This window comes from Methyloglobulus sp., assembly GCF_046714055.1.
Lineage (GTDB): Bacteria > Pseudomonadota > Gammaproteobacteria > Methylococcales > Methylomonadaceae > Methyloglobulus.
Map to the genome: position 1 here is coordinate 1 of NZ_JBKKBJ010000126.1, position 14,631 is coordinate 14,631.

Here is a 14,631-nt window from a genome sequence, read left to right on the forward strand (position 1 = left end):
TTTATTGGCAAAAAAACTGCAATCAGGCGGTTATTTCCACACCACGACCGACTGGGAAAACTACGCTAAATCCATGCTGGTAGGCTTATCCTCAGATGAACGGTTTTCCAATGCCAGCCTGACCAACAACTATTGCGAAAGACCCGCATACCGGCCTCTAACAAAATTCGAACAGCGTGGCTTGCGCCTGGGTCACGGTGTTTGGGATTTGGTGTTTATAAGAAAATGAAAGGCGGAAGCTCCGTTAGGGGACGTTCCGCCTTATAGGGTAATCTCTAAAACCAAAGAAACTACTTCATCATCTCTTTTCTGAACATCGTATCCAGGTTTCTGTTGGTTTCCTGGGTGTATTGTTCAGTCTGGTCGGCAATGGGGGGGCTTTGGACGGCAACTGGGCGCGGTTCCGGCGCAACAAAAGGTTCTATCTCGGGCCTATCAGCCAACCGGAATACTTGCCCGTAGGAGTTGGTTTTGTCAAAATCGTCCCACACGTATTTGGGTTGGACGACCGGTTTGGTGGGGAGTGGTGCGGTGACAAAATCGGTGGCGCCGTTGATGACCCGGCCAGCGATGTCAAAAGAACCTCGGATAATGCCGCCAAAAATGCCATAAAAAATATTGCTGTCAGGTTCGTTTGTGATATTGATGATGCTTTTGGGGATCTCAAGCGGCGCTGTTGTCATATTGGCTAAGCCATTCAAGGCCTTATCGCCCACTAGTCTGCCGTAGCTTTTATGTTTGATTTGCTTTTGTCGGTCGAGTTCGCGTTTTAGTAGTTGTTCATTTTGTAACTGTTGCTGGTAATAATCAACCGCAAATACAGGCATTTGTGCCAATAACAACACCATGAACAGTGCGGCTAAAGAAAATTGTCTGAATGAAATCATGTTGAATCCTGTATATCAGTTTTTGTTAACGGTCAGTATAGCAGAGCTTTTGCGATTTACTTCTTCAATGCCTTAGCAAACGCATCTGCCATCGCCATCGAGCTTTGCGGCTGGGGCTGGGTTTGCTGCTTAGGCTTATTGACAGCTTTTTGTAAGATTTGTTCAGGTCTTGGCTTGCGTTCATCAGGGGCGATGCCTGATTTCATCGACAAGGCAATACGTCGTCGCGCAACATCGACTTCAAGCACCCGCACATTAACAAAATCCCCAGTTTTTACTGCGTCCCTGGGATCTTTGACGAAGGTATCGGAAAGATGGGAAATATGCACCAAGCCATCCTGATGTACGCCAATATCGACAAATGCGCCGAAATTAGCCACATTCGTGACCACGCCATTCAGCCTCATGCCGGGTTCAAGGTCGGTGATTTTCTCGATACCGGATTTGAATTCAACACTTTTGAATTCCGGTCTTGGATCGCGTCCAGGTTTTTCCAGTTCCTTTAAAATGTCCGTAACGGTGGGCAACCCAAAGAACTCATTGGTGTAATTGGCGGGATTGAGGTTACGCAATAAATGACCTTGCCCGATCAGGTCGTGCATCGATTTTCCGGTGCTGTTCAGGATGGCTTCGACCACAGGATAGGCCTCGGGATGAACGGATGAGGCATCTAAAGGATTGTCGCCATTCATGATGCGTAGGAAACCGGCCGCTTGTTCGTACGCCTTATCGCCCAGGCGGGGCACTTTTTTGAGTTGTGTGCGGTCAGAAAAAGCGCCGTGTTGGTTACGGAAAGCGACGATGTTCTCGCCCAAACTCGGCGAAAGCCCGGATACTTGCTTAAGTAATGACACTGAGGCTGTGTTAACATCCACGCCCACCGCATTCACACAGTCTTCAACGACATTATCAAGGCCGCGTGCTAACTGGGCTTGATTGACATCGTGTTGGTACTGCCCGACACCGATGGCTTTGGGGTCGATTTTAACCAGCTCTGCCAAAGGATCCTGTAAACGTCTGGCAATGGATACCGCTCCTCGTAGCGAAACATCCAGGTCGGGAAATTCTTTGGCAGCGAGTTCCGAGGCCGAATAAACCGATGCGCCAGCTTCCGAGACGGTAATTTTTCTGAAGTTAAGTCCTTTATGCCGTTTCATGACATCGGCAAGCAGTTGGTCTGTTTCCCTGGATGCGGTGCCGTTACCAATACTGACCAGATCAACGTTGTGCCGTTGTATCAACCTAGCCAGGACCGCAATGGATTCATCCCATTGTTTTCGGGGCGGATGAGGGTAAATCGTTTCGGTAGCCAATAATTTACCGGTAGGATCAACAATGGCGACCTTGACGCCGGTGCGAATGCCGGGATCAAGTCCCATCGTCGCTTTTGCGCCAGCAGGTGCGGCCAACAGTAAATCCCTTAAATTGCTGGAGAATACCCGAATGGCTTCCAGTTCGGCGGCTTCCCGCAAACGCAGTTTCAAGTCCAGGTCGATCCGGGTAAACAATTTGATTTTCCAGCCGTAACGCGCCGTTTCAGCCAGCCATGCGTCCGCTGGCTTGCGGGTGTCGGCGATATTCAGGCGGTTGGCAACCAGCTGGGCGCAACGATCGTGTCCCTCTTTTTCGTCCGGTTCTGGAATAAGGTTGAGGGATAAAATATTCTCATTGCGGCCACGGAATAAGGCCAAGGCACGATGCGAAGGGATTTTGCTGATCGCTTCTTGATAATCGAAATAATCTTTAAATTTGATGCCTTCCTGCTCCTTTCCAGAAACAACGGTGGCGTGAACCAAGCCCTTTTGCCAGAGTTGCTCCCTGAGTCCGGCCAATAATTCAGCATCTTCAGAAAGGCGTTCCATGATGATTTGCCGTGCGCCTTCCAACGCGCTGGAGGTATCCATAACGCCCAGTTCAGCATTAACATAACTGGCGGCGTGTTGCCCTGGGATGACAGTACGGTCAGCCAAAATGGCATCGGCCAAAGGCTCAAGCCCTGCTTCCCTGGCAATTTGGGCTTTCGTTCGCCGCTTGGGTTTGTAGGGTAAATAGAGGTCTTCCAGCAAAGTTTTGGTGTCAGCCGCAAGAATGGCCGCTTCCAGTTCCGGCGTGAGTTTGTCTTGTGAACGGATACTGGACAGAATCGAGTCGCGGCGCTCATTGAGTTCGCGCAAATATCCTAGCCGGTCTTCCAGGTTACGCAGTTGCGTGTCATCAAGGCCGCCGGTGACTTCTTTCCTGTAGCGGGCGATAAACGGGACGGTGGCGCCTTCGTTGAGCAACAGCACGGCGGCTTTAACCTGTTTGGCGTTAACCGACAATTCTTCGGCGATACGTTGTATTACATCCATTTCTTGAGTCATTAAGTTTGCAAGGGGGCATTGTAGCAATATGTAATGAGATAAAAAGCCTTTTCGTGTAAGCTTTCTACATTATGGAGGCTTGACTCAAGGAACGCTACGGTATTCCGAATACCGTAGGGGCAGGCCTTGTGCCTGCCCATGCAACTACAAGGATTACATTTCGGGCAGCCACATGAAATTAAATTTCGGGCAACCACAAGGGATTGCCCCTACGGCGCGTAACCACCAAATCTAAAGCGGTTTTTAGGAATATGAAATCAAGAGATAGACGGCACGGACTGGTTTTGGTCAATATGGGCGAAGGTAAAGGTAAATCGTCCAGCGCATTGGGTATGGTGTTTCGGGCCGCGGGCTGGGATATGAAAGTCTGCGTCATTCAGTATATCAAAGGCCAATGGCAAACGGGTGAACAAAAAGCCGCTACGCGTTTTGACAATATCGAGTGGCATGCCCTGGGTGACGGCTTTACCTGGGATACTAAAAACCCAGAACAGGACATTAAAACCAGTAGGGAAATCTGGGAATTCAGCAAACAGAAAATTCTTTCCGAGGAATTTGATATCGTCCTGCTGGATGAGATCAATTATTGCTGCGGCTATAACTGGATAAGCGGACAAGAAATTGCAGATTTTATCCTCAATCATAAGCCACGCTGGCTACATTTAATTTTGACAGGGCGCAATGCGCCAACTGAGGTTATAGAAATTGCAGACACCGTCACGGAAATGAACAAAATCAAACATGCTTATGAGCAAGGTATCCTGGCCGAGCAGGGCATTGAATTCTGATAGGTTTGTATTGGCTTATTAGATAAGCCATCAAGAATTCTGATTATGTCCTTCGAGAGGGTTCTCCTGCGTTTATCGAAGGGCTCAGCACGAATGGTGGTTAATTTATCAAACCTTGACCTAAATCAACTTGTCCAGAGTTTCCATTGCCAACTTTGATTGCTGGAGTGGAGTAATTCGCATAAAATCCAAGGGTGCTGTCACACAATCGATAAAACAATTACCAGGAGTAGAAAATGTCAGATGAAAATATGCCAGAAGAAAAAATGTCGGAATCAGCTAAATTAGCGATAGCAGTCATTGGCGCAATAGCCGTGGGGTTCGTTATGGTCGGTCTTAACAATCAGCAGTCGACCGAACAGAAAGAATCGGCAGCCATGGTCAGAAATTATTTTAACTTGCAGACCATGGCGACTGAAGCGTGTCCCAAGGCCATCAAGGAGAAAACAGGTGAACAGGTTTATTTCCCTTCAGAGACTAACAGCGATAAAGAAAACTATATCACCATGAAGTGGGTGGGTGAAAATAGCCAAAAAGGCGGGTTTAAAAACGCCTCCTGCACAATACGGTCGGTTATGGGCGGTATTTCCGAGTTAATCATTGATGACAAAGCTGTCATCCAGAGAAAAACCGAGTAGTTCCCAAATACCTTTCATGCTCTACGAAGGATGAAGGAACCTAACCGTAAAGTCTTCACGTTTTTACACTGCACATCTTGGACAGTGTTTTATCGTGCAGTACAGGTAACAGTTTGTTCAAATATTGACTGTAAACAAAAAACCGGTACAACTTCAAGGGAATCGCTGAAAAAATCAGCGGTTTCCATGACAACCCATAGCGAATTACTTGGAAACGCTAAGATAGGTTAGCCCGACTTACCTTCCTGGATCGGCTGACTTTGGTCAACGCTGTGCCAAACCGTAGCACAGACTTATAATTAAAATATTTTTTATGACAAAACCATTATTGAAAGGAGTCCTAAAAACTTGGAAAGAAGACCGGGGGTTTGGCTTCATTACCCCCGATAACGGTGGCAAGGACTTATTTATCCATATATCTGCAATCGGACAGGCAAGCCGCCGTCCCGTGCCTGGCGACATTATTCATTATCAAGTTGTTAGAGATAGGAATGGCAAATTCAGGGCCATTAATGCCAGTATTGAGGGTGTCAGCGCTGAAAACAAAAGTACAAATAAACTAAACAAAGGAAAATCGAGCTTTAGGTGGATCATGGCAGCAGCGGTAGGCTTGTTGATAATAACTGCGGGAGCGGTGTTTTTGTATCTTCGCGGGGGTGGGTAATTAAACACCCTTTTTCAATTACCCGACCGCCTGTGTTTTTTTGCGCTGAATATTGAAAAATGGGGCAGGAAAAATCCTTGAGACTACCGATTTCTTGTAAAACCAAACACGTAGCTACGGTTAAGGATCGTCGATGACGGATTCACAAAAGTGGCTTGTTCTCGCATTGACCGCACTGAGCGGTTGGCTGGTTTACCTGCTGTTGCCAGTATTAATGCCGTTTGTATTTTCGGCTATCCTTGCCTATTTGGGGGATCCTCTTACCGATAGGCTTGAAACGTACCGCTTATCCAGAACCCAATCAGTAATTGTCGTGTTCTCGGCCATGTCACTCGTTCTGGCCCTGGTGTTATTCCTATTGATACCCCAACTGGAATACCAGATTGCCAACTTTATAAGCAGTTTGCCCGCTTACGCCGAAAAAATTAATGGCGCCGTCCTACCTTGGCTAGAACAGCGCTTTGGAGTAACTATTAAGCCTGTCGAGACAAATGAACTGATTAATATCGTTAAAAGCCACTGGCAGAAAGCAGGCGGCATTGTTGCCACCACGATGACTTCAATTTCCCGTTCCGGTGGCGTGATAGCGGCCTGGTTGATGAATTTGCTGCTAATTCCCGTAGTCACCTTCTATTTATTACGGGATTGGGACACTTTAGTTGCCAAAGTTTACGACTTGCTACCCAGAAGGATAGCGCCGACTGCGGGTAAGCTCGCAGGGGAAGTCAATACCGTTTTATCGGCTTTCCTCCGTGGACAGTTCTACGTCATGCTGGCGCTGGGTTGTATTTACAGCCTAGGGCTTTGGATAGTCGGATTGGATCTGGCCTTATTGATAGGGATGCTCGCCGGGTTAGTCAGCTTTGTCCCCTACCTTGGTGCCATCGTTGGCATTCTTGTCGCCTGTATTGCCGCCCTAGTGCAATTTCAAGAATTAACGCAGTTGGCTTCTGTCGCTGTTGTTTTCCTAATTGGCCAAACCAAACCCTGGAAGGCACGGTGTTGACCCCTACGCTGGTCGGTGACAAGATCGGCCTACACCCCGTTGCGGTGATTTTTTCGGTGCTGGCTGGCGGTCAGCTATTCGGTTTTTTGGGGATTCTGCTCGCCCTTCCCATTGCGTCCATCATCATGGTGCTGTTACGGCATGTGCATGATATTTACAGGGACAGTGAGTTTTATGGGAAAGAGTGACATCGAATGACACAAAAAGTGAAAAATTTAAAAAAGTCCTTTATAAGAACCTTACTGTTAATTTAAGACTGAACTGAACCCCTGTAAATCTTGGGTGCATAGATAATCCTGATTACGTAGAACTTTCAACCAACGTTAGGGAAATATTTTTTATAGGACATTGAATTTCATAGAATCTTTATCTTCCGAAGCATGACAAATACATGTGTCGTACCCCGATGCACAAAAGATTAGCTCTTCTGGTGACATTTTCAAAATCTCCGCGTAATCTAACTTCCCCTTTTTAATACCAAAACACTGCCCTAACTTTTCGGCAAAAAAATTGCCCTGCTTACAAGGTTTCGATGCCCGGTTCTTTTGTATGTTTCCAATTCCTCTATCAATTGATCTGGGCAATAGTGAGGCCACGAGACATCATCGCCAAGCATGAAGTCCCATTGATCTTCAAGCCATTCGATCTCACAGCGATCCATTATGCCTATATTTCCGCTAAAGCAGAATTTTTTCGATTTGTCCATTGGTTACCTTTCTTAATTAAATGCACGTTAAGTCTAACTCGTTTTAGCTCCCGAACAATCAATACTAAATCGTTGCACCTGTTCTCCCAACCTCAACGCCGTCAACTGCCCACCCCACAAACACCCCGTGTCTATGGCATAACAATTGTGTCCTTCGTAATAACCCAAACTGGACCAATGCCCGAATATGATCTTCATATCTAAATTTTTTCGGTTAGGTACTGCAAACCAGGGCATGAGATTGTCAGGCTGCGAACCTGGAGTCCCATTAAAGTTGAAATCCAGCCGACCCTCGGCATCGCAATAGCGCATCCGGGTAAAGCAGTTGATAATAAAGCGTAACCGGGACGTTCCGCGTAGCATAGGCGACCAAATATCAGGCTTATTGCTATACATGGCTTTTAGAAGACTTTTATAACTATCGCCTTGTAACACTGTTTCCACAGCATGCGCCATTTGTTTGGTCTGGTTTAAATCCCATTGCGGCGGGATACCGGCATGGACTATGCAAAAATGTTCGTCGTGATGGAATAGGGGGCGGTGCCTTAGCCAATCTATTAATTCATCCCGGTCAGGGGCAACCAATATTTGATTGAGCGCTTCTTTTTTATTGGCTGATGGTGGCGAACAAGCTGCGGCGAGGAGGTGCAGGTCATGGTTGCCCAAAACGGTAACAGCCGAATTACCTAATGATTTGATAAACCGTAAGGTTTCCAGTGACTTGGCCCCCCGGTTAACCAGATCGCCGACAAACCAAAGCTGGTCGTTGTGTTCATCAAATGATATGGCATCAAGCAGCCTTAACAACTCATCACAACAGCCCTGCACATCGCCAATCGCATAAATGGCCATTTAGCTAGTGCAGTGTCCTTGGGATGGATAAGGTGAACTTGGGTATTGTGGCATTGAAATTGATACCCTCATCGGAAATCATGGTGTATTGGCCTTGCATGGTGCCAACGGGGGTTTCCAGCATCGCACCGCTCGTATAGCGAAAAGATTCGCCCGGCTTTAGATAAGGTTGTTCACCGATCACGCCTTCGCCCCTTACTTCTTGCACTTTGCCGTTGGAATCGGTAATCAACCAGTGCCGGTTCAATAATTTTGCCGGAACCAGGCCCGCATTCGTGATGGTAATGGTGTACGCAAACACATACCGCCCTTCGCTGGGTGAGGATTGCACTTCTATAAAATGCGGGGTTGCTTCAACTAATATTTTGTTTTTTTCGGTCATTATCGGATGATATGGCTTATTTGCGTTTTGTTATAGTCGGCATATTAATATAACGCCGTATTTTATATCAAACATCGACTGAAAAATAATTCACCAACCCTAAGAACTTGCTTTAAAAGCGTCGTGAGCAGATCGAGCGCAAGGCGCACGGAGCGCAGAAACCGGAATGCACACAGCGTACATAAGGATTTCGAGCACCGCGCAACGCAGCAATCGAGCAGCGTAGCAGCTTTTAAACCACGTTCTAAGCCAACAACAGGATAAAAAGATTGCACATTCATATTCTAGGTATTTGCGGAACCTTCATGGGCGGGCTTGCAGTGATTGCAAGGGAACTGGGCTATCAGGTCAGCGGTTCCGACCAGAATGTATATCCCCCCATGAGTACACAACTGGAAGAGCAGGGCATCCATTTGATGGAGGGCTACCGGGCTGAGAATCTGGCTAATAAACCAGATTTAGTCATCATCGGTAATGCCTTATCCAGGGGCAACCCAGAAGTAGAAGCCGTGCTCAATCAAGGAATTAGATACGTATCCGGCCCGCAATGGCTGTCCGAACACGTATTACAAAACAAGTGGGTGTTAGGTGTAGCGGGTACCCACGGCAAAACCACGACCACCAGCATGTTAAGCTGGATATTGGAACATCAAGGCTTTAAGCCCGGTTTCCTTATCGGTGGCATCCCATTAAACTTCGGCATTTCCGCACGGCTTGGCGAATCGGACTTTTTTGTGATAGAAGCGGACGAATACGATTCGGCCTTTTTCGACAAACGCTCGAAATTTGTCCATTACCGCCCACGCACGGCGATTTTGAATAACCTGGAATACGACCACGCCGACATCTTTCCTGACCTGGATGCTATCAAAAAGCAGTTTCATCATCTGGTCAGGACGGTTCCCGGCAAAGGCTTGGTTATCAGCCCGGCTTGTGACGAAAATATTAATGATGTGCTGGCGATGGGTTGCTGGACACCGGTTACTAAAACATCCATCAATGCCAATGCACAATGGAATGCAGAACTGGTGAAAGCCGACGGTAGCCAATTCAAAGTATGTTTTGAAGATGTAGAACAAGGTTGTGTCGATTGGGCCTTAACCGGCGACCATAATGTTTACAATGCGCTGTCTGCCATTGTTGCGGCGAAACATATCGGCATTTTGCCGAGTGCAGCAATTGCGGCATTAGCCGAGTTTAAAAACGTCAAACGACGCATGGAAGTGATCGCCCAGATCAATGGCGTAACCCTGTATGATGACTTTGCCCATCACCCGACCGCTATCGAAACAACATTAGACGGATTGCGGAAACAGGTTGGCCAGGAGCGTATCATCGCAATTGTAGAACCGCGCTCAAACACCATGCGGCTGGGTGTACATACCGAAACCCTGGCGCAGTCCTTACATAATGCCGATATGGCAATTTTGTACCAGCCGGAAAACCTGGGCTGGGATTTAAGCGGCTTGAAAAAATATGCCGGGAATATTGAAATCTGCCAGACTTTGGATGAAATAGTCGAAAAACTCAAACTGGAAGCCCGTTACGGTGGCCACTTTGTCTTGATGAGTAATGGCAGTTTTGGGGGGATTTACAAGCGGTTGCTGGAAGCATTAGCGTAGGCGAATTACGACTGCATGGATGCAGTAGGTAGGGCAACGCATGGAGCGGTTGCCGAGACGCGCAAACCGCCTAAAACTCAGATAAGTAAGGATTTCCCGCGCATCGTAATCCGCCATTTTTGTGACAACCGCAGTTGGCGGATTACGCCGCGCCCAAAGGACAAACAAAACGGATAGGTCGTATATTTGCGCGGCTAATCCGCCCTACATTTAATCCGTCTTACGGCCTTATAAATACTGTCGGACTAGTTATGAAAATAAATAAAGTTGAAATAGCTAATTTTAGGGCCCTAGAAACTGTTGCAGTACCTTTACAACAGTTCAGTGTGCTTCTTGGAGAAAATGATGTCGGAAAAACTTCATTTTTATATGCCTTAGATAAATTCTTTATTGGAAAAAAGCTTAACGATCCAAAGGATTGGTACAAACGGAACACTGATTCAGCAATACGAATAACAATCACCTTTGCTGGACTAAATCATACACCTGACCTAGCACAAATTGTGCGAAATGACGGCACAATTGTCATAAGTAAGATTTTTTCATTTGATGCGAACCCAGAAACAAAAGCGATTCTTGATGATCAATCAGCAGTTTCGGTAAGCAAAACTATTCTTAACCAATGGTTCTCGCAAGATAATTTTCATTTCATTCCAGTTCGTAGAGATTTATCCGTTCAATTTTCCATGAACAAAACAGCGCTATTAGGGAAGCTATTGCGAGCAGAAATGAAAAAAGCAATCGAAGATGCAGGCGCTGAACAATCAATAACAGAATTAAAAAATGTACTACAAAATGCTATCAACATTCCAAGACAATCAATGGAATTATTTCTTCGAGAACAGTTAAGCAATAATGCGATAAGGTTAGGATTTGACGAGCTTGAAATAGACCCAACTGAAGGTATTACTTTCTCAGTAATGCTTTCCGATGACCGTGTAGAAGGCATAGAAATTCAAGATAGAGGTGCAGGCACACAGAATAACTTAATAATCGCACTTTTCCGACACATAGCGAAATCAAATATACAAGGGCAATTTATTTTTGCTATGGAAGAGCCCGAAAATAGCCTTCACCCTAAGGCGCAACGCCAATTGCTCAGTGTTATTCAAGAAATCAGTAATTCCAATCAAGTAATTGTTACTACGCACTCCCCTGTATTTATTGATAGAAGCAGGTTTGAAAGTAACATTTTATTAACACGAACTTCAGTCGGAAATACAATTGCAAAAATCTTTGATTCGAACGACCTATCAAAAATAAGGACTGATCTTGGAATCAGGGCTTCTGACGCTCTACTTAAAGGTGGAGGAAATTGTGCAATACTTGTAGAGGGAAACACAGAAGAAGATGGATTTCCAGTTTTTTTGGAAATGATGGGGCTTAGCGAGTTTGACCTTGGGATAGCAATTATTAACATGGGCGGTAGTGATTTTGAAAAAGCAAGGGGCATTTGCCAACTACTTCAAAGCTACGACATCCCATGCATCGTCGTTTTGGATAAGGATGCCAAGAATACAGCAACCGACCTTAATCGAATGATGAGCAATAACCTTACAAATTTAAAATATGTTTTCACGCTATCGCTAGGTACAATTGAGGACTACTACCCAGAAGCAGTAGTTGCCGAAGTTATAAATCAAAATCTTTCTCCAAGCTCACCAGTAACAGAGGACGAACTTAAGGGAAATCATTCGGGTGATTCGCGGCTTAAGCATTATAAAAAAATAATGTATGAACACAATGCAGGTGAATCTTTGGAATATTTAAAAAGTTTGCTCGGTAGCGAGGGTACACGAATGATGCGCGATGCTGGACAGGAACTACATGCTGATATTCAAACGATATTAAAAGCTGTTGTGACAGTTGTACGGTCAGAATAGTAGGGTACGCATTACATACCATTTTTAAGCCTCTCGGATAAATTTAAGTTCCTATACAACACACTCAGCGTACGGCTACAGCAATAAAAATTCGATAAGTTGAATTTTTAGTTATTTTCCAAGTCTTTTTTCCTTTTGGAGGACGCTCATGGGTCGAACAATCCTTTTTTTCCTTATCGGCGTTTTTACCGTTTTTACCCATGCTAAACCATTAGCCCCTGAACAAGTCCCAGAACCCTTAAAACCCTGGGGCAACTGGGTATTGCAAGACCAACCCGAACTCGGTTGCCCGTTTATCTATAACAGCTATGAGCAAAAACGCTGTAGCTGGCCTAGCCAGTTAGACCTGGATTTTACTGCCACGAAAGGCACGTTTGCGATTAACTGGAGTGTCCTTAAGGAAAGTTGGATTACCTTACCGGGCGACCAAAAACACTGGCCGCAAAATGTAACCGCCAATAATAAAACCGCGCCCATATTGGACAGGAATGGCATTCCCGCCATTAAACTCGCGGCTGGCACTTATCAGATCAAGGGCGATTTTCTTTGGAATACAATCCCTGAAAGCTTGGGCATACCCGCAGATACTGGACTGATTGGCTTACGCATCAACGGTGCAACAATTGCCATACCCAGCAAGTAGCCATTATGGAGCTTGTGGCATCGAGGGCTTTAATCTCTAATTGTCCTCGATTACGTTACACTACATCGAGGCTACACGCCCACCCCAACCTTAAGTTTTTTGAAATTTCAAAAAACTATACGAAAAGCTTACCTTAGCATCTTCAACCACATCTTCCCGTTCAACCTCAATCCAGTTAGTCTTGTCAAAATCCGGAAAAAATGCATCGCCTTCAAAAGTCTGATTGATTTGCGTGATGTACAGGGTGTCGGCAATCGGTAAAGTCGCTTCATACAGAGTGGAGCCACCAATCACAAAAACTTTATCGTCCAATTGGCACCCGTGGCTTATGGCTGCTTCTACATTGTCAACCACCACACAACCTTCTGGCCTGTAAGCAGGGTTTCTACTGACAATGATATTGGTGCGTCCAGGTAACGGTCGCGCTATGGCTTCAAAGGTTTTCCGTCCCATCAGGATGGGGTAACCCATCGTGATTTTTTTGAATCGTTTAAGGTCAGCCGATAAATGCCAGGGCATTTGGTTGTTAAGGCCGATGGCCCAGTTACTCGACATGGCGACGATGAGTGATATTTTCATTTGAATGGCTAAGCGGCTTTGCTATGCTTGACGGACATTAACTTTCAAGTCACATGATACTATGAAACAGATTCTGCTTGTGTTTACTGGCGGCACCATCGGTTCTACGGCAACTGGCGGCACCATCAACACCTCCAGCAGCGCCCCGTTCAAATTGCTGCAATTGTTTCAGCAACAGTATCACGACCCTGCGTCCATCCATTTCGATACCCTGCAACCGATCCAGATATTAAGCGAAAATCTCGCCCCTGCCGCCTGGGAGATTGTCATTGCAGCTATCGAATCTGCCCAACCCAACAAGTACGACGGCATTATTATTACCCATGGTACGGATACCTTAGCCTATACGTCGGCGGCAATGAGTTTATATTTTCATGCCAGTGCCATTCCCATTTTTCTGGTTTCCAGTGATTATGCATTAGATTATTTAGAAGGGGATAACCCAAAAGGTAATGGTTTGGCTAACTTTATCTGCGCGGTAGAGTTTATACGGCAAGACATATCCACAGGTGTCTTCGTACCTTATCGCAATGCTGGGCAAACCCTGCAAATTCACCGAGGTACACGCCTGGCTTGTTCTTTACAACTTAGCGGCGATTTTTTTAGTGTCCAGGGCAAAGGCTTTATGGAATTTGACGGACAACATTTCACGACTGTTAATGTTGCGGCTAGTAAATCCGACGAAGCTGCCATGCAAGATAAAGAACAGGCTGCTTCTGGCGATATTATCCCGTTAAAACCGCAATTTTCCAGCCGTATCCTGATGGTAAAGCCCTATCCCGGACTGGATTACAGCCGTTTTGAACTAGATTCCGTCGATGCAGTGCTGCACGACTTGTACCATTCGGGTACCGCCTGCGCTACCGACCAGTGGGGCAAAAATCATTCCTTAATCGAATTCCTTAAACATTGCCAAAATGAAGACACTCCAGTCTACCTCGCTCCCGCCATCAAATCAGAAAACGCTTACCAGAGTACACGGGAACTCATCGAACACGGGGCAGAAATGATCTGGAATACGTCGATTGAAGCGGCTTATGTCAAGCTGATGCTGGCCTACGGCAATTTTTCTGACAGGCGGCAAATAAGCGGCTTTATCGACAGGGATATTGCTTGTGAACATGTTTAAATAGCCGATGTAGATACTCTCTAAACTACCAGGTCAAGTCATCAGGCACCTGATAATCGGCATAAGGGTCTTCCTTATTGTCATCCAAGGTAGCCGGTTCGTTGAATACAATAACGCTTAGTTCGTCACGCGCCTTTATTTTTATCGCGACTTCAGCAGGCACAACTTCATATTGCTGACCTAGCTTGGCAATCGCCAGCTGTCCTTGGGTAATCTGTTCGCGCATGGTATTTGAAACATAAAGCGCTTTTACCTTGTTGTTATCAGTAAAATGATAGGCGCGGCTGTCATCAAACTGTCCTGCCAACGCACTATTTTGGAGTAGACGGTTTTGTTCAATTAACTGCTTAACCTGGGCGGCGAGTTGTTTGCGCTCTTCTTCCTGTTTACGGCGTTGGTTAAGTTCGCGATCCCTTTCTGCTTGTTCAAGCCGGGCTTTTTGGGCTTGCTCTTTAGCCTCATCAACGGCCGCTGTCTTATTGTGATGCT

General features: G+C 46.0%; 16 protein-coding genes and 1 pseudogene. 11 read left to right on the plus strand and 6 right to left on the minus strand.

Features of this window, described 5'->3' with window-relative positions:
- Positions 1-229: pseudogene (locus tag ACLQ6D_RS07715) on the plus strand (tRNA (guanosine(46)-N7)-methyltransferase TrmB); the annotation flags it as partial.
- Between the two features lie 61 nt (positions 230-290).
- On the opposite strand, the gene ACLQ6D_RS07720 reads toward ACLQ6D_RS07715, so the two are convergent.
- Positions 291-887, minus strand: coding sequence for an exosortase system-associated protein, TIGR04073 family (locus ACLQ6D_RS07720; protein ID WP_411726708.1), 597 nt, complete (start codon positions 885-887; stop codon positions 291-293).
- A gap of 56 nt (positions 888-943) precedes the next feature.
- Entirely contained in the window at positions 944-3,238 is a 2,295-nt protein-coding gene (locus tag ACLQ6D_RS07725; RefSeq protein ID WP_411726709.1) for a Tex family protein, read from the minus strand.
- Between the two features lie 215 nt (positions 3,239-3,453).
- Between ACLQ6D_RS07725 and cobO the strand changes: the two genes are divergently transcribed.
- From cobO to ACLQ6D_RS07750, 5 genes are all read left to right on the plus strand, one after another.
- Positions 3,454-4,038, plus strand: coding sequence for a cob(I)yrinic acid a,c-diamide adenosyltransferase (gene cobO, locus ACLQ6D_RS07730; RefSeq protein ID WP_411726710.1), 585 nt, complete (start codon positions 3,454-3,456; stop codon positions 4,036-4,038).
- Positions 4,039-4,274: 236 nt separating this feature from the next.
- A complete protein-coding gene (locus ACLQ6D_RS07735; RefSeq protein WP_411726711.1) occupies positions 4,275-4,676 on the plus strand; it encodes a hypothetical protein in 402 nt (133 codons plus the stop codon).
- A gap of 313 nt (positions 4,677-4,989) precedes the next feature.
- Positions 4,990-5,340, plus strand: coding sequence for a cold shock domain-containing protein (locus tag ACLQ6D_RS07740; protein WP_411726712.1), 351 nt, complete (start codon positions 4,990-4,992; stop codon positions 5,338-5,340).
- A gap of 133 nt (positions 5,341-5,473) precedes the next feature.
- Positions 5,474-6,346, plus strand: coding sequence for an AI-2E family transporter (locus ACLQ6D_RS07745; RefSeq protein WP_411726713.1), 873 nt, complete (start codon positions 5,474-5,476; stop codon positions 6,344-6,346).
- Positions 6,343-6,534, plus strand: coding sequence for an AI-2E family transporter (locus tag ACLQ6D_RS07750; protein WP_411726714.1), 192 nt, complete (start codon positions 6,343-6,345; stop codon positions 6,532-6,534). Before ACLQ6D_RS07745 ends, ACLQ6D_RS07750 begins: the two co-directional genes overlap by 4 nt.
- A gap of 551 nt (positions 6,535-7,085) precedes the next feature.
- On the opposite strand, the gene ACLQ6D_RS07755 is transcribed toward ACLQ6D_RS07750, so the two are convergent.
- Positions 7,086-7,904 carry a symmetrical bis(5'-nucleosyl)-tetraphosphatase gene (locus tag ACLQ6D_RS07755; protein ID WP_411726715.1) on the minus strand — a complete coding sequence of 273 codons (819 nt, stop codon included), beginning with the start codon at positions 7,902-7,904 and terminating at the stop codon, positions 7,086-7,088.
- A 4-nt stretch (positions 7,905-7,908) separates the two neighbouring features.
- Positions 7,909-8,286 carry a Co2+/Mg2+ efflux protein ApaG gene (apaG, locus tag ACLQ6D_RS07760; protein WP_411726716.1) on the minus strand — a complete coding sequence of 126 codons (378 nt, stop codon included), beginning with the start codon at positions 8,284-8,286 and terminating at the stop codon, positions 7,909-7,911.
- 269 nt (positions 8,287-8,555) lie between these two features.
- Here apaG and mpl point away from each other — a divergent pair, with 269 nt between their 5' ends.
- The 4 genes from mpl (at position 8,556) to ACLQ6D_RS07780 (ending at position 12,434) form a co-directional block, all read left to right on the plus strand.
- Positions 8,556-9,908, plus strand: coding sequence for a UDP-N-acetylmuramate:L-alanyl-gamma-D-glutamyl-meso-diaminopimelate ligase (gene mpl, locus ACLQ6D_RS07765; protein ID WP_411726717.1), 1,353 nt, complete (start codon positions 8,556-8,558; stop codon positions 9,906-9,908).
- Between the two features lie 15 nt (positions 9,909-9,923).
- Positions 9,924-10,085: a hypothetical protein gene (locus ACLQ6D_RS07770; protein ID WP_411726718.1), complete on the plus strand. Its 162-nt coding sequence runs from the start codon at positions 9,924-9,926 to the stop codon at positions 10,083-10,085.
- A 74-nt stretch (positions 10,086-10,159) separates the two neighbouring features.
- Positions 10,160-11,791, plus strand: a complete 1,632-nt coding sequence (locus ACLQ6D_RS07775) for an ATP-dependent nuclease (protein ID WP_411726719.1) — start codon at positions 10,160-10,162, stop codon at positions 11,789-11,791.
- A gap of 148 nt (positions 11,792-11,939) precedes the next feature.
- Positions 11,940-12,434 carry a hypothetical protein gene (locus tag ACLQ6D_RS07780; RefSeq protein WP_411726720.1) on the plus strand — a complete coding sequence of 165 codons (495 nt, stop codon included), beginning with the start codon at positions 11,940-11,942 and terminating at the stop codon, positions 12,432-12,434.
- 90 nt (positions 12,435-12,524) lie between these two features.
- Here the strand turns inward: ACLQ6D_RS07780 and ACLQ6D_RS07785 are convergent, their stop codons facing one another.
- The gene (locus tag ACLQ6D_RS07785; protein WP_411726721.1) at positions 12,525-13,013 is read right to left on the minus strand and encodes a dihydrofolate reductase; all 489 of its coding nucleotides are present in this window, start codon (positions 13,011-13,013) and stop codon (positions 12,525-12,527) included.
- 61 nt (positions 13,014-13,074) lie between these two features.
- On the opposite strand from ACLQ6D_RS07785, the gene ACLQ6D_RS07790 reads away from it, so the two are divergent.
- The gene (locus tag ACLQ6D_RS07790) at positions 13,075-14,142 is read left to right on the plus strand and encodes an asparaginase (protein WP_411726722.1); all 1,068 of its coding nucleotides are present in this window, start codon (positions 13,075-13,077) and stop codon (positions 14,140-14,142) included.
- Positions 14,143-14,167: 25 nt separating this feature from the next.
- Here the strand turns inward: ACLQ6D_RS07790 and ACLQ6D_RS07795 are convergent.
- Positions 14,168-14,631 (minus strand): DUF2058 domain-containing protein (locus tag ACLQ6D_RS07795; protein WP_411726723.1); only part of this gene is annotated, 464 nt, incomplete at its 5' end.